At 34.0% G+C, this 17,701-nt stretch carries 20 protein-coding genes; 16 read left to right on the top strand and 4 right to left on the bottom strand.

All coding sequences use genetic code 11. From position 1 onward, the window contains the following. Positions 1-54: 54 nt before the first annotated feature. From ccoN to CAV_RS07560, 10 genes are read left to right on the top strand one after another with little or no spacing between them, the layout of a single operon-like run. Positions 55-1,521 (top strand): cytochrome-c oxidase, cbb3-type subunit I, encoded by a 1,467-nt coding sequence (ccoN, locus tag CAV_RS07605; protein WP_094325924.1) that lies wholly within the window; start codon positions 55-57, stop codon positions 1,519-1,521. A gap of 9 nt (positions 1,522-1,530) precedes the next feature. After that, the gene (gene ccoO / locus CAV_RS07600; protein WP_094325923.1) at positions 1,531-2,196 is read left to right on the top strand and encodes a cytochrome-c oxidase, cbb3-type subunit II; all 666 of its coding nucleotides are present in this window, start codon (positions 1,531-1,533) and stop codon (positions 2,194-2,196) included. Between the two features lie 4 nt (positions 2,197-2,200). Beyond that, positions 2,201-2,422, top strand: a complete 222-nt coding sequence (locus CAV_RS07595; RefSeq protein WP_094325922.1) for a cytochrome c oxidase, cbb3-type, CcoQ subunit — start codon at positions 2,201-2,203, stop codon at positions 2,420-2,422. Between the two features lie 10 nt (positions 2,423-2,432). Further along, the gene (locus tag CAV_RS07590; protein WP_094325921.1) at positions 2,433-3,311 is read left to right on the top strand and encodes a cbb3-type cytochrome c oxidase N-terminal domain-containing protein; all 879 of its coding nucleotides are present in this window, start codon (positions 2,433-2,435) and stop codon (positions 3,309-3,311) included. Beyond that, positions 3,311-3,529, top strand: coding sequence for a DUF4006 family protein (locus CAV_RS07585; RefSeq protein ID WP_094325920.1), 219 nt, complete (start codon positions 3,311-3,313; stop codon positions 3,527-3,529). The genes CAV_RS07590 and CAV_RS07585 overlap by 1 nt, the downstream gene beginning before the upstream one ends. After that, on the top strand, positions 3,526-3,627 hold the full coding sequence (locus tag CAV_RS09135; RefSeq protein ID WP_094325919.1) for a hypothetical protein: 102 nt from the start codon (positions 3,526-3,528) through the stop codon (positions 3,625-3,627). The genes CAV_RS07585 and CAV_RS09135 overlap by 4 nt, the downstream gene beginning before the upstream one ends. Next, positions 3,624-4,220 (top strand): hypothetical protein, encoded by a 597-nt coding sequence (locus tag CAV_RS07575; RefSeq protein ID WP_094325918.1) that lies wholly within the window; start codon positions 3,624-3,626, stop codon positions 4,218-4,220. The genes CAV_RS09135 and CAV_RS07575 overlap by 4 nt, the downstream gene beginning before the upstream one ends. Next, entirely contained in the window at positions 4,213-4,746 is a 534-nt protein-coding gene (locus CAV_RS07570; protein ID WP_094325917.1) for a FixH family protein, read from the top strand. The genes CAV_RS07575 and CAV_RS07570 overlap by 8 nt, the downstream gene beginning before the upstream one ends. After that, positions 4,743-7,169 (top strand): PD-(D/E)XK nuclease family protein, encoded by a 2,427-nt coding sequence (locus CAV_RS07565; RefSeq protein WP_094325916.1) that lies wholly within the window; start codon positions 4,743-4,745, stop codon positions 7,167-7,169. The genes CAV_RS07570 and CAV_RS07565 overlap by 4 nt, the downstream gene beginning before the upstream one ends. Next, positions 7,166-9,904 carry a RecB-like helicase gene (locus CAV_RS07560; protein ID WP_094325915.1) on the top strand — a complete coding sequence of 913 codons (2,739 nt, stop codon included), beginning with the start codon at positions 7,166-7,168 and terminating at the stop codon, positions 9,902-9,904. Before CAV_RS07565 ends, CAV_RS07560 begins: the two co-directional genes overlap by 4 nt. An 18-nt stretch (positions 9,905-9,922) precedes the next feature. On the opposite strand, the gene rpsI is transcribed toward CAV_RS07560, so the two are convergent. Further along, positions 9,923-10,321 carry a 30S ribosomal protein S9 gene (gene rpsI, locus CAV_RS07555; RefSeq protein ID WP_094325914.1) on the bottom strand — a complete coding sequence of 133 codons (399 nt, stop codon included), beginning with the start codon at positions 10,319-10,321 and terminating at the stop codon, positions 9,923-9,925. 2 nt (positions 10,322-10,323) lie between these two features. After that, entirely contained in the window at positions 10,324-10,746 is a 423-nt protein-coding gene (gene rplM / locus CAV_RS07550) for a 50S ribosomal protein L13 (RefSeq protein WP_094325913.1), read from the bottom strand. Positions 10,747-11,035: 289 nt separating this feature from the next. Between rplM and glmM the strand changes: the two genes are divergently transcribed. From glmM to CAV_RS07520, 6 genes are all read left to right on the top strand, one after another. Beyond that, positions 11,036-12,373: a phosphoglucosamine mutase gene (gene glmM / locus CAV_RS07545; RefSeq protein ID WP_094325912.1), complete on the top strand. Its 1,338-nt coding sequence runs from the start codon at positions 11,036-11,038 to the stop codon at positions 12,371-12,373. Beyond that, a complete protein-coding gene (lspA, locus tag CAV_RS07540; RefSeq protein ID WP_094325911.1) occupies positions 12,366-12,845 on the top strand; it encodes a signal peptidase II in 480 nt (159 codons plus the stop codon). The genes glmM and lspA overlap by 8 nt, the downstream gene beginning before the upstream one ends. Then, positions 12,829-13,275 (top strand): protoporphyrinogen oxidase HemJ, encoded by a 447-nt coding sequence (hemJ, locus tag CAV_RS07535; RefSeq protein WP_094325910.1) that lies wholly within the window; start codon positions 12,829-12,831, stop codon positions 13,273-13,275. The genes lspA and hemJ overlap by 17 nt, the downstream gene beginning before the upstream one ends. 161 nt (positions 13,276-13,436) lie before the next feature. After that, on the top strand, positions 13,437-13,982 hold the full coding sequence (ciaI, locus tag CAV_RS07530; RefSeq protein WP_094325909.1) for an intracellular survival protein CiaI: 546 nt from the start codon (positions 13,437-13,439) through the stop codon (positions 13,980-13,982). Between the two features lie 46 nt (positions 13,983-14,028). Then, a complete protein-coding gene (dut, locus tag CAV_RS07525) occupies positions 14,029-14,715 on the top strand; it encodes a dUTPase (protein WP_094325908.1) in 687 nt (228 codons plus the stop codon). Beyond that, positions 14,712-15,428, top strand: coding sequence for an EI24 domain-containing protein (locus CAV_RS07520; protein ID WP_094325907.1), 717 nt, complete (start codon positions 14,712-14,714; stop codon positions 15,426-15,428). Before dut ends, CAV_RS07520 begins: the two co-directional genes overlap by 4 nt. Here the strand turns inward: CAV_RS07520 and tilS are convergent. Together tilS and rimO are read right to left on the bottom strand one after the other, a co-directional pair. Beyond that, positions 15,408-16,376: a tRNA lysidine(34) synthetase TilS gene (gene tilS, locus CAV_RS07515; protein WP_094325906.1), complete on the bottom strand. Its 969-nt coding sequence runs from the start codon at positions 16,374-16,376 to the stop codon at positions 15,408-15,410. The two genes, CAV_RS07520 and tilS, sit on opposite strands and share 21 nt — an antisense overlap. Next, on the bottom strand, positions 16,373-17,686 hold the full coding sequence (gene rimO, locus CAV_RS07510; RefSeq protein ID WP_094325905.1) for a 30S ribosomal protein S12 methylthiotransferase RimO: 1,314 nt from the start codon (positions 17,684-17,686) through the stop codon (positions 16,373-16,375). Before rimO ends, tilS begins: the two co-directional genes overlap by 4 nt. Positions 17,687-17,701 lie beyond the last annotated feature (15 nt).

The raw sequence follows: 17,701 nt of genomic DNA, 5'->3' as shown, positions 1-17,701 counted from the left end.
TAAAAGAAATTAATCTTAAAATAGTACATTTATTTTCAAAAATAAGGAGAAGCAATGCACCCATATAATGCATTAAACTATGATTATACGGTTGCTAGGTATTTTATGTTTTCTACCATTATCTTTGGTATAGTGGGTATGGCAATAGGCACATTGATAGCCTTTCAAATGGCATATCCTGATTTAAACTACTTAGCTGGTGAGTATGGCACATTTTCTAGGCTTAGACCGCTTCACACCTCTGGCGTGATTTTTGGTTTTATGCTCTCTGGTATTTGGGCTACTTGGTATTACATAGGACAAAGAGTTCTTAAGGTAAGTATGGCCGAGTCTCGTTTTTTGATGTTTGTTGGAAAACTTCACTTCTGGCTTTATATGATACTTATGGTAATAGCCGTTATAACACTTTTTGCTGGTGTTTCAACCTCCAAAGAATATGCAGAGCTTGAGTGGCCTCTTGATATTTTGGTGGTTTTAGTTTGGGTATTATGGGGTGTTAGTATCTTTGGTCTTATAGGCATTAGACGCGAAAAAACTCTATATATTTCTATGTGGTATTTTATAGCTACATTTTTGGGCGTTGCTATGCTATATCTGTTTAATAATATGGCTGTTCCTACCAGGTTTGTTACCGGTATGGGTGATTGGTGGCACAGCGTTTCTATGTATGCTGGCACAAATGACGCCTTAGTTCAATGGTGGTACGGACACAACGCTGTTGCCTTCGTATTTACTGTTGCAATCATTGCTCAAATTTATTATTTCTTACCAAAAGAAAGCGGTCAGCCTATCTTTTCTTACAAGCTTTCTTTGTTTTCGTTTTGGGGTTTAATGTTTGTTTATCTTTGGGCTGGCGGACACCACCTTATTTACTCGACTGTGCCTGATTGGATGCAAACTATGGGTTCTGTCTTTTCCGTGGTTCTTATCTTGCCTTCTTGGGGTTCTGCTATAAATATACTTCTTACTATGAAAGGTGAGTGGGAACAAGTAAGAGAAAGTCCGTTAATCAAATTTATGATACTTGCTTCAACTTTTTATATGTTTTCAACCTTAGAAGGTCCAATTCTTTCTATTAAATCAGTAAATGCTCTAGCTCACTTTACAGACTGGATACCAGGACACGTTCATGATGGTACTCTTGGTTGGGTTGGCTTTATGACTATGGCTGCACTTTATCATATGACACCTAGAGTGTTTAAAAGAGAGCTTTATAGTAAGTCTTTGATGGAAGCGCAGTTTTGGATACAAACTACAGGTATAGTTCTTTACTTCTCATCTATGTGGATAGCTGGTATAACTCAAGGTATGATGTGGAGAGCTACAGATGAGTACGGTAACTTACTATACAGCTTTATAGATACTGTTGATGCTATTATTCCTTATTATTGGATAAGAGCCATTGGTGGTTTATTGTATCTAATAGGCTTTTTCATGTTTACTTACAACATCTATAAATCAATCGTTGCTGGTAAAAAGCTTGATAAAGAGCCTAGCAATGCTTCGCCTATGGCAGTTTAAGGAGAGAAAATGTTTACTTGGTTAGAAAAAAATCCATTCTTTTTTGCTGTAGTAGTATTTGTAGTGATTGCATACGCTGGTGTGATAGAGGTTTTACCTGATTTTGCTAACAACGCAAGACCTATTGAGAGTAAAAAACCTTACACAGTATTGCAACTTGCTGGACGTCATGTGTACATACAAGAAAGCTGTAATGCCTGTCATTCACAGCTTATCCGTCCTTTTAAGTCTGAAACTGACAGATATGGTATGTATTCTGTAAATGGCGAATTTGCTTACGATAGACCATTTCTTTGGGGTTCAAAAAGAACAGGCCCTGATTTAGCTAGGGTAGGAAACTATAAAACAGCTGATTGGCACGAAAATCATATGTGGGACCCAACCTCAGTTGTTCCTACTTCCATAATGCCTGCATACAAGCATATGTTTAGCAAAAATGCTGATATAGAAACAGCTTATGCAGAAGCTTTAACTGTGAAAAAAGTTTTCAATGTGCCTTATGATGTTGAGGGACAAACTAAGCTTGGTTCTTGGGAAGAAGCTCAAGCTAGCGTAAAAGCTGAGGCTGAAGCAATTATTTCTAAAATGAAAAATGAGGAAGTAAAAGCTGCTTTTGAAAGAGGCGAGATCAAAGAAATAGTTGCTTTGATAGCTTATTTAGAAAGTTTGAAGTAGCAAAATGGAAGGTATCGCTAAATTCTTAGGCTCTATAAGCAAGGAGGAGTGGGCTGTATTTCAAGGATACGGCTTTTTTTTCCTTGTGCTTTTTTTAGTGATAGTTCTTTATGCTTATTGGTTTCATCTTTATAGACGTGAAAAAAGAGGCGAGAGAAATTATGAAAAATACGCTGATTTGGCCCTAAAAGATGATATTAATGACACAGTGTTAGAAAAGAAATAAGGAGAAGCTAATGCAATGGCTAAATTTGGAAGATAATGTAAATCTTTTATCTCTAATTGGTGCTATTCTAATCATACTTATTACCTTGGTTGTGGTAGGTAGAATGTTTAAGCAAATGAAAGAGAAAAAGATGCAAGCTGAGCTTGCGGATCATGATTGGGACGGAATTAAAGAGTATAAAAATCCTCTACCGGTAGCTTGGGCTGTTATATTTTTTATATTAATAATTTGGGCGATTTGGTATTTCTTGTGGGGATATCCTTTGAATTCTTATTCTCAAATAGGAGAATATAACAAAGAAGTTACAACTCACAATATGAAATTCCAAGAGAAATTTCAAAATTTATCACAAGAAGATAAAGTTAAAATGGGACAAAATTTGTTCTTGGTTCAGTGCTCAACTTGTCACGGCATAACAGCTGATGGTATAAACAATAAAGCCCAAAATTTAAATGTTTGGGGCAGCGAAGAGGCATTGATTGATGTTATTACAAATGGTTCAAAAGGTATGAATTATCTTATGGGCGAAATGCTAGGTGCTGCTGATAACGGCATAGCACAAGAGGATATCCCAGCTATAGCTGCTTATGTAGCAAAGGAGCTTTCAGCTATTAAGAAAACTAAAAATGAACATTTAGTAGCTAGAGGCAAAGAAGCTTTCGCTGTTTGTGTGACTTGTCATGGAGAAGATGGCACAGGTAAGATAGATGGACAGGTTGTTGCACCGGATTTAACTACTTATGGTTCATCTAGTTTTGTTGTTGAAGTTTTAAATAGAGGTAAGTCAGGTAGCATAGGCATTATGCCGGCCTTTAACAATGGCTTATTAAATGATATTCAAAAACAAGCTGTTGGAGAATATGTAATATCTCTTTCAAGGGGTGAGTAATGGAAAATACAAATAGATGTGTATTCTCCTTATCAGGAGTTACAGGTATGCTTATAGCCACTGTTTTGCTTTTGGCTATATTAGTAGGTCTTACTATTTGGGGGCTTAAGGCTCAGCAAGATGTTATGCAAAAGCCATACACCTTAGAAAATGCTCAAGGTATAAAAGAATTTGGTTCTTCAAGAAATGAGCATGTGATTATAAAGGATGCAAAATGAGCAAGGCTTTAGAATATCTTATATTAGCAGGTTTGATTGTTTCAGCCTTAGTTTGTGCTTGGTCTGTTCTTACAGTAAATCACTTAACCATAGGATGAGTTTAAGTACTGCAAAAGGTGGTTTTCTAGCCACCTTTATTTTTTTATCTTTTTTTACCTTCTCTAAGGCTGCCGTTATTTTTAACGAAAATGAAATTTTAAACCCTATGGTAGTATCTAAGATAAATGATATGGGTAAAGAACTTTATGATAAGAGCGGAATTTATGTGGCTTTGGCTGTAGGCGATTCTAGCAGTTTTGAGGATTTGTTAAAATTTGAAAACAACTTAACAAAGCCTTATGTTTTATTGCTTTTATCAAAAAGTTCTCACAAGGTTGATATACTTGCGAGCAAGGAAAGTTTGGCTTTTTTTAATAAAGATAAGGTCTTAAGTCCTTATTCTGCCGAGGGTTCTATATTGCCTATTTTAGCCTCTAACAAAGGCAAGGATATATATAATGCCTCGATGCTAAATGGATACTCTGATATAGTTGAGCAAATTGCTGATTATTTTAATATAAAACTTGAAAGCTCCATAGGCAATGCGAATCGCAACACCTTAAATTTGCTTAGAATTTTAATATACGGTTTCATTTGTTTTGCTATATTTTTCTATTTTCAAAGAAAAATAAGAAGGAAGAAAAATGTCTAAGAAAAAAACATTTTGGCCGTATGGAATTGTACTTTCAATCTTTGCTATAGTTTGTGCCTGTGTGGCTACTATAATTTTTTCTAGTTTTTATCCTGTTTATGAGGATGAGTTTTATTTTGATAAGTATCAAAATGTAAAGTATGATTATGAGGGTATAGAAAAAAAACAAGCAAATTTTAACAAAAATTTCGAGGTTAGCCTTGATAGTATAAAAGATACTAAAAAAGACGAAAGAGGCAGAATTTTTTATATCTTAGATAAGAATTTGCTTTTCACTATAAAGCCTAAATTATGCGATGAGTGCGAGTTTGCAAAAGATTTTTCTTTGGCAAATTTTTCAAGCTCTTTATTGCTTACTAGACCTCACACCAGCAAGGATAATCAACACTTGGAACTAGAGCTTATAGATAACAACAAACTAGGTGCTACTCTTGGAAATTTAAGCCAGGGTAGGTGGCAGCTCAAGCTTAAACTTCAAGCAGATGATGAGAATATAGGTTTTTTCACATTTGATTTTGTTATATGAGAAAACTTTTAGTCTTTCCTAGCACTAGAAAATTAAGGCAATATTATTCAGCCTCAACAGATACTATTTTCACTGATAAGGCCATTTCGGTTGAGGACTTTTTTGAGCTTGTGCTTGTATCTAGCATGCAAAGAAAGGCAAGTGCTTACGAAAGCTTGATTTTAATGCACAAGGCCTGCCAGCAAACACACAAAAGTAAAGATTTGCACATAGCTGAAAATTTCTTTGCCTTTTTAAAAAATAAAGAATACCTTTTTTCTTTTTTCAAAGAATTAAGCCTTGAAAAAAAGCAAATTTCTGATATTGCGTGCAGGGATTATTATGCTTTGTATGATGAGCATTTGCAAATTTTAGATGAGCTTTTAAAGAATTATTTAGAGCTTTTAAAAGAAAACAACTTGTATGATGATATATCCTTGGCGCTTACTTATGAGATAAATTATGATTATTTTAAGGACTATGATGAGCTTCATTTTGAGCTAGCAGGCTTTTTATCAGCTTTTGAACTTGATGTTTTGCTTGAACTGTCAAAGCACATCGAGCTTGTTCTCATCTTTCACACTAGCAAATTTAATATCTCATACATGAAATCTCTTCCATGTTTTCAAAATTTAGACATAAAAAAAGATAAAAAATACAAATTTAGCCTTAGCAAAAAAGAAATTTTGCAAGAAGAGGATTTTGTAAAATCAAGCAGTGTAATATCTTACAAGAGCTTTGAGCTTAGAAGCTTGCAAGCAGCCTTTGTCTTTGATGAACTAAGTAAATTTATAAAAGAGGGCATAGAACCTAAAGATATAGTTATTATCACTCCTGATGAAAGTTTTTGCGATATTTTAATGCTTTATGATTACAACAAGATGTTAAATTATGCAAACGGAACAAGCATAAAACACAGTTTATTTTATAAAAAACTTAAGGCCATTTTTGAGGCCGCTAGTAGCGATTTTAACTTTGTAAAAAAAGAGGATTTTTTAACTCAAAATTTGTCTGATGTGTGCGAACACGAGGCGTATTTTGAGGCTAAAGATATGGTCTTTGACCTTCAAAATTCTACTTTAAGATACCTAAAAATAGATGATTTTTTAGAATTTAAACAGAAATTAGAACTTAGCTTTGATTATGATTATTTTGAAAAGCTGATACAAAGCTTTCTTAAAGAGCAAAGCAGCGAGCTTATTTCTTTAGTGGAGCTTGAGCTGAAATTTGTGTATTTGTTACGAAATCAAGGCTTAAGCTTAAGAGAGCTTATGGAGCTTTTTTTGGCAAACATATCTTCTTTGAAGCTTTCTTTGCCAGATTTTTCTCAAGTTACTGTTATGGGTTTGCTAGAAAGCAGAACGCTTGATTTTGAAGCTGTGATAGTTGTTGATTTTAACGATGATTTAATACCAAAAAGAACTGTAAATGAACTGTTTTTAAATAACGAAATAAGAAGCAAATCGGGTCTAATATCTTATGATAGACGGGAGAATTTGCAAAGATTTTATTATGAAAGCTTATTTAAAAAAGCTAAGAAAATTTCTATATCGTTTTTGGAAAATGAAGAAAAGATAAGAAGTAGATTTTTAGATGAGCTTGATTTTAATTTACAAAGCCTAGATGATAAATACCACATACAAGCGTATTTTGGCGCCCTAAAAATAAAAGATTATAAAGAAACAAAGATAAATTTAGAACCTATCAAAGCGCCTAAATTAAAGCATAATATCTTTGAAAAGGAGCTATCTTTTAGCAGGCTCGCCTCGTTTTTAGAATGCAAAAGAACTTATTATTATGAATATATATTAAAAATTCCAAAGCCTAGAGCTTTGTTTTTTAGCGAGGATAAAAGCATATATGGAACTTTCATACACGAGTGCTTTAAGCAATATTACAGTGAGCATAAAAACACCTTTAATGAGCTAGAATTTATACAGCTTTTAGAAAGCAATCAAGATAAAAGCTTTTTATGTCCGCTTGAGCTAGAGCTTTTTAAAAACAAGCTTCACAAATTCGCACAAAACGAACAAAGGCATTTTAACGAAGGTTTTAACGTAAAATACATAGAAAAAGAGCTTAAAAAAGAACTTGTTTTAAGGCATAAAGATAAGGATTTTAAGATCAAGCTTACAGGACGCATTGATAGGATAGATGAGGCTAGTGATTGTGAGCTTATACTTGATTATAAAAGCGGGGATATTCCTAAAGATTCTTATCAATTGGCCTTTTATCAAGCTTTGTATAAGGAGGATGCTAAGGCTTGTTATTATGATTTAAAAGATAGTATGAGCTTTGTAAGAGAGGCAAAAACAAAGTCCGTGGATGATTTGCGTGAGCTATTTAAAGGATTAGTGGATGAAATGCAAGATGAAATTGTGTTTGAAAACTCACGCAACGGATGCTGCCCTTACAAAAGCATATATGAAAAGAATTTAAAATGAAATTTGAGCCTTTTTTAGCATTAGAAGCTAGTGCTGGTTCTGGTAAGACTTTCGCCTTGTCCTTGCGTTTTGTGGCTTTGATTTTAATGGGTGCAAAAATAGATGAAATTTTAGCCATTACCTTTACTAAAAAAGCTGCAAATGAGATGAAAAAAAGGATTATAGAAAATTTTTTAAATTTCGATAAAACAGGCTATGAAGCACAAAAACAAGAGCTTTGCACCTTGCTCGCTAAAGATGAAAAAGAGCTTGTGAGCGTAAGAGATAATTTAAAAGAGGAGTTTTTAAGAAAGTCCTTAAGGATACAAACCTTTGATAGCTTTTTTTCTCAGCTCATTCGTTCCTTTGCTTTAAATTTGGGCTTTATGAGTGATTTTGAAATACTTGAACGAGACAGCGACATTGTTGCTTTATTTATCAAATCTTTAAGCAAGAAAGAGTTAAAAGAATTAGCTAACTTCATAATAAGCACAAACGAGAGCAAAAGATCTTTTTTTGATAATCTAAATTTTTTGTATGAAAATTCCTGCAAGATAGAAGTAGATGAAAATTTAAGCGTTAAAAATAAGCTTGACATACAAAAGGCATACGAGGAGTTCAAAGCCTACGCTTTAAGCCTTAGCACTAACGCAAACTACAAGAAAAATTTTGACTATGAAAGCATAGAGGATAATTTAAAGGAATTTTGTAAAAAGCCTGTAATTTGTGATTTGTCTAAGAAATATTTTGAAAATATCAAGGAGGATGAAAATTTTATAAGATTAAGAGCTAATCTTATAAAAGAAATCAACAACTACGCGCTGCATCTTTACAAGCTAAAAATGAAAAGCTTAAATTCTTTCTTAAAGCTTTATGAGGAGCTTTCAACCAAGCTAAGCAAGAAAAATAACTCTCTTAGCTTTAATCAAATCAACAAAAAAACCTATGAGCTGATACAAGGGAACGATAAAGATTTGGTTTATTTTAGGCTTGATGGGCGAATTTCTCATCTTTTAATCGATGAATTTCAAGATACAAATGTCTTGCAATACAAAATTTTAAAGCCTTTGATTGCCGAGCTTGTCTCGGGTAAGGGTGTGAAAGAATTTAGAAGCTTTTTTTATGTTGGCGATAAAAAGCAAAGCATTTATAAATTTAGAAATACCCAAAAAGAGCTTTTTGATGTCTTGCAAAGCGATTTTAAGCAGATAAAAAGACAAATTCTAGATACAAATTATAGGAGCAAAGAAGAGCTTGTAAGCTTTGTTAATGAGGTCTTTAAGCCGCAGTACGAAGCCTTATCTCAGCTTTATCATCCTCAAAAGGCGATTTTGCAAGGACAAGCTTTTGTAAGAATTTTAGACATCGATGAGGATAAAGAGAATTTAAAAGAAAATGTTTTTAATAGCTTGTATGAGCAAATTTTATTTTTAAAAGAGCATAAAGCAAAACTAAGCGATATATGTATCTTATGTTGGAAAAATAGCGACGCAGATGATATCGTGGCCTTTTTAAAAGACAAAAAGATAGAAGCCTTTACGCAAAGTAGTATAGAACTTGTTAATAAAGCGCAAGTTTTTGCCTTGCTAGCCTTTGCTAAATACTGTATCTTTGGAGATGAGTTTTATGCGCAGCAGCTAAGGGCGCTAAATTTCAGCAACTTCACTCGCTTAAAGCTTGATTTTTCTAAAAGCACTATGCAAACGGCGCTTTATTTGGCTAAGGAATTAAGGCTTGATTTAAGCGATACGGCCTTAATACAGTTCATAGAATACGCCTTTACAAAGGAAAATTTCTTAGAGCTGATTTTTAAACCCTGCAATCTTACTATAAAAACAGAGCAAAATTACGGCATAAATGTTATGACTGTTCATAAATCAAAGGGGCTTGAATTTAAGCACCTCATCGTGCTTGATGGCCTAAGCAAGACGCAAAGAGAAAATGTCTTTTTAGAATACGATGTTAAAAACGGCTTTGAGCTTGAATTTGCCTCGGATTTAAGGTCTTATACAAAAGAGGAAAGATACATGAGTTTCATGCAAAGGCACAACGAGCTTGTAAGATACGATGAGCTAAATAAACTTTATGTGGCCTTTACTAGAGCTTGCGATTCCCTTATAATCATACAAAGAAAAAATGCCCCAAAAGAAGCTTCCAAATTTGCCATGCTAAATTTAAGTGCTTGCGATAGAGGCAAGATGGAGTTAGGCTTAGAAAACGAAAGCAACCTTAAGTTTAATGATAAGCTAAAAACGCAGCTAGATGACTTTGTAAGCATACAAAGGCAAGAATACAACAAAATCAATATACAAAATACCGATGAAACTTATTTTGGCACGGCCTTGCATTATGCGCTTGAGCATATGAGTTTTTGTGAGGATAATTTTGCCACCGTTTATAAAAGATTAAAAAACAAATTTTTTCATATTTTAGATGAGGAAGCTTTGGAAGAAATTAAGGCTAGGTGCCTAGCTTTAAGGGCTGATGAGAATTTTAAAAAGCTTATAGCTTCAAAAAGACTTCTTAGGGAGCAAAAATTTGTCTTTAATCAAGCTTTAAAACAAATCGATCTTTTAGCTTTAGGTGATGACGAGGCTTTTATCTTTGATTATAAAAGTTCCAAAAATAACGAGGACTTGCACATCAAGCAGGTTGCAGAATACAAAGAGGCAATCTCATCCTTGCTTAAGGGTAAAAAAATAAGGGCTTTTATAGTGTATTGCTTTAAAGATAGGCCTCTCATACAAGAATTGTAATCTTGTATGAGAAATATATTAACGTTTAGAGAATTGCGGGCTTCTTCTAGCTTTTCTTTTTCCGTATTTTTTACGCTCTACAACTCTGCTATCTCTTGTTAGCAAGCCTTGAGGTTTTAACACAGCCCTAAATTCGCTATCCATAGAAGCTAAAGCCTTTGAAATTCCGTGTCTTAAAGCTTCAGCCTGAGCGCTATATCCGCCTCCCAAGGTTTTTGCTTTAATATCCATAAGTCTTTCTTGCTTTGTTACAAGTAAGGGCTGAACCACCTTTAGCTTTATGGCTTCATGACCGCCAAGCCAAGTATTTAAGTCCATATCATTTACTGTGATTTTTCCAGAACCAGCTTTTAGCCACACCTTTGCTACGGCTGTCTTTCTTTTTCCTGTTGCGTAAATTGTTGTTACCTTAGCCATATTTATCCTTTTCTAGCTATTTGAGCTGTATGAGGGTGTTCGCTACCCGCATAAACTTTTAATTTTTTTAACATAGCTTTGCCAAGAGTGGTTTTAGGAAGCATACCTCTTAGGGCTAGTTTGTATAGTTTTGTTGGATTTTTGCTTAATAAATCGCCAAATTTCTCGCTTTTGGTGCTGCCAAAATATCCAGAATGCCTGTGATAAAGCTTATCCTCAGCCTTGTTAGCTCCGGTAAAAGTTGCCTTTGAAGCGTTTATTATGATTACATAATCACCGCAGTCCACATTTGGAGTATAGTAAGCTTTGTTCTTGCCTCTTAGGATAATGGCTGCTTGGGTTAATAGTCTACCAAAGCACTTTCCTTCGGCGTCTAAAACCACCCATTCCCTTTTTATCTCACTTGGCTTCATTACCTTTGTCATGTTTATTCCTTAGTGCCAATTTTTCAAAAGGGATATTATATGTATAATTTATTAATTATAGCTTAATTTAAGTGATTATTAAGCAAAATAAGAAAAATTTTGTCAGGTTTTTAGCCTCTTATTTTAGACACTGTTCATAAAAGCAAACTTAAATTTAGCAAGAAAAGCTAAAAATTTAAGGATGATTAAAGCATAATTTTAAGTCTAAGAGCTAGAAATTTATAATCCTCATAAATTATTTGTTTTTCTTACTTTGTTAAAATCGCTCTAAAATTATTAAGGATTTTTTATGAAGCTATTTGGAACTGATGGTGTTAGAGGCAAGGCTGGAGAGTTTTTGGACTCGTTTTTAGCTATGCGTCTTGCTATGGCTGCTGGAATTTACTTTAAAGATAAAGCTATAACAAATAATATCTTAGTTGGAAAAGACACAAGAAGAAGTGGCTATATGATAGAAAATGCCATAGTTTCAGGGCTAACCTCCATAGGTTATAATGTAGTGCAAATAGGTCCTATGCCAACTCCTGCCATAGCTTTTTTGACTGAGGATATGCGTTGCGATGCTGGTATAATGATTTCAGCCTCTCATAATCCCTACTATGATAATGGCATAAAATTCTTTGATATGCACGGAAACAAGCTAAATGAGGACATAGAAAGAAAGATAGAAGAAATTTATTACAATGATAAACTCATAGAAAGCTCTAAGCTAAATTCAGCACAAATAGGACAGGCAAAAAGAATTGACGATGTTATAGGCAGATACATAGTCTCTATAAAAAACTCCTTTCCAAAGGACTTAACACTAAAGTCTTTAAGAGTGGTTTTGGATGTGGCAAATGGTGCGGCTTATAAGGTGGCTCCAACCGTGTTTAAAGAACTTGGTGCAGAGGTAATTGTGCTAAATGACAAGCCAAACGGACTTAATATAAATGATAATTGCGGTGCCTTACACCCCTTAAATTTAGCGGCTGAGGTTAAGAAATTTAGGGCTGATGTTGGCTTTGCTCTTGATGGAGATGCTGATAGGCTTGTTGTTGTTGATGAAAAGGGCGAGGTAGCAAATGGAGACTCTTTACTTGGAGTTTTAGCCCTATATCTAAAAGAACAAGGTAGGCTAAATTCAGCTGTGGTGGCTACTGTGATGAGTAACGGTGCTTTAAGAGAATTTTTAGAAAAAAATGGTATTTCGCTTCAAACTTGCGGTGTTGGAGATAAATATGTGCTTGAAAAGCTAAAAGAAGTAGGCGGAAATTTTGGAGGAGAGCAAAGCGGACACATCATCTTTTCAGATTACGCAAAAACAGGAGATGGGCTAATAGCTGCACTTCAGTTTTCAGCCCTAATGCTTACAAAGAAAAAATCAGCTTCTAGCATACTTTCACAAATAAGGCCTTATCCGCAAATTTTAAAAAACCTAAAGATTACTCAAAAAAAGGACTTAAGCAAGATAAAGGGCTTAAAAGAGCTTGAAGAAGCACTTAAGCAAAAAGGCATTGGCTTTTTATTTAGGTATTCTGGCACTGAAAATTTGATAAGATTATTGCTTGAAGCAAAGGATAAAAAGCTCATAGAAAAAGAGATGAAAGCGGTTGTAGAGTTTTTTGAGAAAAATTTAAATGTTTAAAATTTTAAGTAAAAAACAAACTATAGTATTTTTTATAGCCTTTGTGGCCGTTTTTACCTTGGATCAATTTGTCAAGTATCTAAGCTTAAGTGGTATGAGGTATAATGGCTCTTTTATGTCCTTGGTGCTTGTATATAACGACGGCGTGGCTTTTTCTATGTTTGCCTTTTTAAAAGAGTATCTAAAATACATACATCTAGCACTTTTGTTAGCCTTGATTGCTTATCTTTTGTGGCAAAAAAGCTTTTTTAAAGAACATTTTTTAGCCTTTGCTATGCTGATTTCAGCGGGTTTTTCAAATTTGCTTGATAGGTTTTTGCATATCGGGGTCGTGGATATGTTTTTTTGGCACAAATGGTTTGAATTTGCTGTCTTTAATGTAGCTGATGTGATGATAAATATCAGCGTGGCTCTCATTTTGATAAAAGAATTTTTTTTTAAGAAAAAGGATAAAAATGCAAATCTTACTTGAAAACTACATTTGGCTTAAATGGCTTCATTATTTAGCTTTTATCTCTTGGATGGCTGGGCTTTTTTACCTGCCTCGCCTCTTTGTTTATCATAGTGAGAATTTAGAAAATAAAGGCTTTGTTGAAGTTGTAAAGGTGCAAGAAAGAAAGCTTTTTTACTATATACAAAATCCTGCCATGATAGTTACTGTGCTAACAGGCCTTTTAATGCTTCTTGCAAATAGTGCATTATTAAGCACTGGAGGTTATATGCACGCAAAGCTTTCTTTTGCTTTTTTACTGCTTGTTTTTCATTTTAGCACACTTAGCTTTGTAAAAGCCTTTCAAAATGATACTTGTAAAAGAGGCTCTAAATTCTTTAGAATTTATAATGAAATTCCAACCCTGCTTTTAATAGCTATCATTACTATGATGATACTTAAGCCTTTTTAAGCCCTTTTGTCAAGGGTCTTTGAAGTTTTTGCAAATTTTTGCTTTAAATTCTTGTATAAATTTTGGCATTTTAACAAGTTAAGATTTTGTAAATTCAAGCTAGCAAAGTATAAAATTTTTGTGCTTTTTGCCGATATGCTTTTAAAATTTAAAGGATTTAAATGCAAGTTGATGTTTCTAAAAATCAAGGTTTTGCCTTTTCATACACTACAAGTAGCGGGAAAAATCTTTCCTTTGCCATGTTTGACAAGCAAGAAGCCTCCCTTTCAAAGAACGATAATAGCACCTCTTTAAGCCTAACAAGAGAGTACGGCTACTCCTTTTCTTACAGCGGTTCAAAGCTAACACAAGAGGATTTGGCCGAGATTAAAAACGCTATGCAGGATGTAAGCCCTATCATAGATGAGTTTTTGCAAAATTCTAAGGTTGGGGATATGAACCCTAAAGAGATGATAAGCTCTGCTATGAAAATTGCAAATTTATTGCCTAACTCAAGCAGCGAAGATGTAAATAACGCCACTCTTGATTCTTTAGCAAACAAATTTAATGAACTCTTAAATAAAAACAAAAGCGATATCCCAGAGCAAAATGCTAACATGTTAAAAGATTCTAAAGACCTGTTCGATGAGGTTATTAAGAATATGAAAGAAAAATTGCAAGAATTGCAAAATAAACAAAATTCAAATTCTTTAGGATTTTACGCTTAATATTTTACAAAGCTTTTGCTATAATCTTTGAAAAAAAGGTTGTGCGATGGATAATGTAGAAATGATAAGCAAAATGCTGTCTTTACAGCAAAGCTTAAATGACGAAACAAACGGCATTGGCTGGGAGGGCGGCTACACTAAAGAAGGAAAATTGATAAGCTTTAGAAGGTGCATTTACATGGAGTGTGCCGAGCTTATTGATTCTTTTGCTTGGAAGCATTGGAAAAATATCTCAAGCCCTACAAATTGGGATAATGTTCGCATAGAGCTTGTGGACATTTGGCATTTTATACTGTCTTTGATCTTGGAAGAATACAAAGAAAAGCAAGAAAGTAAGGAACAAATCGCTGTTGAAATTTGCTCGGCTAGTGTTTTTAAGGATTTTTGCAAGGAAAGAAATACCCCAAACGAAAGTGATATTTACGCTATTTTAAACGACATAGAGCTCATCATACACAAGTGCAGCGGCTTTAGCTTTAACATGGGCGAGCTGCTTGCTGCGTATTTTACGCTTTCTATCAAGTGTGCCCTAAATTTAGAAAGCTTGTATAAAACCTACATAGGCAAGAATGTGCTTAATAAATTTAGACAAGACCATGGCTACAAGGAAGGAACTTATAAGAAAATTTGGAACGGCGTAGAAGACAATGAAGTTTTAAACGAACTTTTAGGCCAAGAGCTTGATTTTGACAAGCTTTACGAGCTTTTAGAACAAAGGTATGCAAAACTATGAGTATATTAAGACTTTCCTTGGGAGATTTTTTTTCAAAACAGTGCTTAAAGCTTAATCTCATCCCTTTTGCCGTAAGCTTTATAGCCTTTGTTTTGATGTCCGTTTTTTTGTATGAGTTTTTGTTTGATTATTTTATATCCTTTGTATCTACTTCGAGCTTTTCTTTTATATCTTGGCTTTATTCTTTTGCCTTCATACAAATTTTAAGCGATATTTTAAGTTTTTTTCTAGCTCTTTTTGTGATAACAATACTATCGCTTTTCTTAGCCCTCTTGCTCACGGCCTTTTTAAGTCCTTTTATAGTCTCTTTTGTAAATTCAAAGCATTATCAATACGAGTCAAAAGAAGCTGTGTCAAATTTCAAGGTCATAGGCATTTTTCTTTTTGTGTTTTTAAAATTTTTTCTAGCCTTAATACTTTGCTTGTTCTTTATCTTTGTGCCATTTTTAAATATGCTTTTGCTGCACATAGCCTTTTACTATCTTTTTCACAAAAGCTTGATTTTAGATGTATCAAGCATAGTTTTAGACAAGCAGAATTTCCTTGCTTTTTATTCACAAACTAAGCCTTTGGAGTTTAAATTTAGTACTTTGTGTTTTTATATACTCTCTTTGGTGCCATTTTTTGGGCTTTTTTTGCAAAGTTTTTTTGTGATTTTTCTAGCTCATCTTTTGTATCAAAGAATTTTAGGCCTAGAGTGTAAAAAGGGCTAAAAACTCGTCTATTTTGATTTGTTTGTTATAAAGATAAGCCCTTAAGAGAGGCGGAATTTTAGCCTTTCTAAATTCCTCCCTTGCAGTTTTTGGCATTTTCTCACTTTTTTCATACTTAAATAATAAGGCTTTGTTTTTAAAATAGCAAAGCCCCAAATCTTTGCTTATAACGCAGTCCCCCTTTAAAGCTTCCTTTCTTTGCTTAGTGCTTAAGACAAAGCCAAGTTTTTTCGCGCATTTTGCTATGAAATTTTCTCTTATATCGCAGATATAAATTCCGCAAAACTCCTTTTCATCCGCCTTGAAAAACTCCAAATCCTTTTCTATGTATGAAAAGCTTTTTTTTACTCCGCTTTCAAATTCTTGCACAAAGGAATTCGAGTATTTTTTTCTTATATAGTTTCTAAAATACCTCTCATCATCATTGCTTTCATCGTGAAAAAATTTAAGCTCATTTTCCTTTAAAAAGCCTAAAATTTCGCGTTTTGAAGTAAAAAGCAAGGGTCTTAAAATTTTATATCCTTGCATTTGCTTACAGTCTTTAAAATCATACAGCTCAAGCACTCCAGCACCCCTTGAAAACTGCATCAAAAACCATTCTAATCTATCATTTAAATTATGTGCTAGTAATAAATTATCATACTTATGCTTTTTGCAAAGCTCATCAAAGAATTTGTAGCGAAAATCTCTCGCATTTTTTTCGAAATTCGAGGTAAAAATCGGTGCCTTTGTGCTATAAAATTTTTTATTAAACTTAAGTGCTAATTTCCTAGCACAGTCCTCTTCCTCGTCGCTACTAGCCCTGACGCCGTAGTTTATCAAGGCTAAATCAAAATTTATCTCATGTTTTAGCAAGATGAAAAATAAAGCGCAAGAATCGCTACCATAAGAAAAGGCCAATAAATTCTTTTCTTTTTTTAAGCTTAATATCAGCTTTTCATTTATCATAGCTTCCTAATGGCCTTTGCAAGTAGCTTTTTGTCTAAAACTTGAGTGATTTGAAGCTCATATAAATCACCCATTTTAAGGGCTCCGCAAAGACTTTCATTTATGAGAATTTCACCGTCAATGTCTCTATCCCACCTTATATCTTTTGCCCCGTAAAAAAACTCGCCCTCGCTAGAACTGCCCAGGCAGTAAGCTTGAAGCACTTTGCCAAGCTCCTTTTCAAAGCTTTTGTTTATGCTTTCATCTACTAATTTTTCTATGATTTTCATTCTTTTGTTTATGAGTTTAAACGGCACTTGCTTCATGGAAAATGCGGCCGTGTCTTCTTCTTTTGAGTATGCAAAAATGCTAATTCTGTCAAATTCAAAGCTTTTTATAAAGTCGCAAAGCTCAGCAAAGTCCTCATCGCTTTCCTCAGGATGTCCAACTATAAAAGCAGTTCTTAAAAAGCAGTTTTTGGCATTTTTCATCAAAGTTAGCTTTTCTAAAAGGCTCTTTTTAGGGGTGTTTCGCCTCATTATTTTAAGCATTTTATCGCTTATATGTTGCAAAGGCATATCAAAATAATTTACAAAAACCCTTGAGCTTATAATTTTTTCTATTAGCCTAGTGCTAAGCGAGCTTGGATACAGGTACAAAATTCTAGCACTTTTAACGCCCTCTATCTTTTCTATCTCATCTATTAAAAGGCAAAGCCCGTCTTTAACCCCCATGTCAAGCATATACGAGCTGCTATCTTGCGCTATGAAAGAAAAGTCCTTAAAGCCTTGTTTAACAAGGTTTTGTACCTCTGTGCTTATGCTTTGTAGGCTTCGTGATTTTAATTTGCCCTTAAATGAAGGTATGGCACAAAAGGCACAGCTTTGATTACAGCCTTCTGAAATTTTTATAAAGGCGTGGAAATTTGAGCCTGTTATCACTCTTTTTGAGTTCTCACCTTGAAGATAGGTTGAGCTTGAGAAAAGTGAGGATTTTTTAAGTATCATTTCATCTATCTTTTCGTAATCCGCCACACCTGTGAAGATATCGACCTCAGGCAGTTCTTTCATAAGCTCGTCTTTATACCTTTGCATCAAGCAACCGCTTACAACCAAAAGCGAGTTTTGCTTTCTTAAAGAATGAAGCTCTAGTATGGAGCTTATGCTTTCTTCTTTAGCGCTATTTATGAAGCCACAGGTATTTACGATTAAAACATCTGCTTGCTCTGCCTCATCGCAAAGTTCATACTCGCTTAATCTTCCTAGCATTATTTCACTATCTACTAGATTTTTATTACAACCAAGTGATTTTAAGTAAAGTTTTTTAGACATTTTTATCCTAATTCA

This window comes from Campylobacter avium LMG 24591, from assembly GCF_002238335.1.
GTDB lineage: Bacteria > Campylobacterota > Campylobacteria > Campylobacterales > Campylobacteraceae > Campylobacter_D > Campylobacter_D avium.
Note: the sequence above shows the minus strand (reverse complement) of the source record. Positions and strands in the feature narration are given on the sequence as shown.

What these genes read in the sequence shown, in the direction of transcription:
- rimO (WP_094325905.1), bottom strand. Translation starts at nt 17,686, where the DNA reads ATGTCTAAAAAACTTTACTTAAAATCACTTGGTTGTAATAAAAATCTA.
- dut (WP_094325908.1), top strand. Translation starts at nt 14,029, where the DNA reads ATGGATAATGTAGAAATGATAAGCAAAATGCTGTCTTTACAGCAAAGC.
- CAV_RS07565 (WP_094325916.1), top strand. Translation starts at nt 4,743, where the DNA reads ATGAGAAAACTTTTAGTCTTTCCTAGCACTAGAAAATTAAGGCAATAT.
- tilS (WP_094325906.1), bottom strand. Translation starts at nt 16,376, where the DNA reads ATGATAAATGAAAAGCTGATATTAAGCTTAAAAAAAGAAAAGAATTTA.
- CAV_RS09135 (WP_094325919.1), top strand. Translation starts at nt 3,526, where the DNA reads ATGAGCAAGGCTTTAGAATATCTTATATTAGCAGGTTTGATTGTTTCA.
- CAV_RS07575 (WP_094325918.1), top strand. Translation starts at nt 3,624, where the DNA reads ATGAGTTTAAGTACTGCAAAAGGTGGTTTTCTAGCCACCTTTATTTTT.
- CAV_RS07570 (WP_094325917.1), top strand. Translation starts at nt 4,213, where the DNA reads ATGTCTAAGAAAAAAACATTTTGGCCGTATGGAATTGTACTTTCAATC.
- ccoN (WP_094325924.1), top strand. Translation starts at nt 55, where the DNA reads ATGCACCCATATAATGCATTAAACTATGATTATACGGTTGCTAGGTAT.
- CAV_RS07520 (WP_094325907.1), top strand. Translation starts at nt 14,712, where the DNA reads ATGAGTATATTAAGACTTTCCTTGGGAGATTTTTTTTCAAAACAGTGC.
- CAV_RS07560 (WP_094325915.1), top strand. Translation starts at nt 7,166, where the DNA reads ATGAAATTTGAGCCTTTTTTAGCATTAGAAGCTAGTGCTGGTTCTGGT.
- CAV_RS07590 (WP_094325921.1), top strand. Translation starts at nt 2,433, where the DNA reads ATGCAATGGCTAAATTTGGAAGATAATGTAAATCTTTTATCTCTAATT.
- hemJ (WP_094325910.1), top strand. Translation starts at nt 12,829, where the DNA reads ATGCAAATCTTACTTGAAAACTACATTTGGCTTAAATGGCTTCATTAT.
- lspA (WP_094325911.1), top strand. Translation starts at nt 12,366, where the DNA reads ATGTTTAAAATTTTAAGTAAAAAACAAACTATAGTATTTTTTATAGCC.
- ccoO (WP_094325923.1), top strand. Translation starts at nt 1,531, where the DNA reads ATGTTTACTTGGTTAGAAAAAAATCCATTCTTTTTTGCTGTAGTAGTA.
- CAV_RS07595 (WP_094325922.1), top strand. Translation starts at nt 2,201, where the DNA reads ATGGAAGGTATCGCTAAATTCTTAGGCTCTATAAGCAAGGAGGAGTGG.
- glmM (WP_094325912.1), top strand. Translation starts at nt 11,036, where the DNA reads ATGAAGCTATTTGGAACTGATGGTGTTAGAGGCAAGGCTGGAGAGTTT.
- rplM (WP_094325913.1), bottom strand. Translation starts at nt 10,746, where the DNA reads ATGACAAAGGTAATGAAGCCAAGTGAGATAAAAAGGGAATGGGTGGTT.
- rpsI (WP_094325914.1), bottom strand. Translation starts at nt 10,321, where the DNA reads ATGGCTAAGGTAACAACAATTTACGCAACAGGAAAAAGAAAGACAGCC.
- ciaI (WP_094325909.1), top strand. Translation starts at nt 13,437, where the DNA reads ATGCAAGTTGATGTTTCTAAAAATCAAGGTTTTGCCTTTTCATACACT.
- CAV_RS07585 (WP_094325920.1), top strand. Translation starts at nt 3,311, where the DNA reads ATGGAAAATACAAATAGATGTGTATTCTCCTTATCAGGAGTTACAGGT.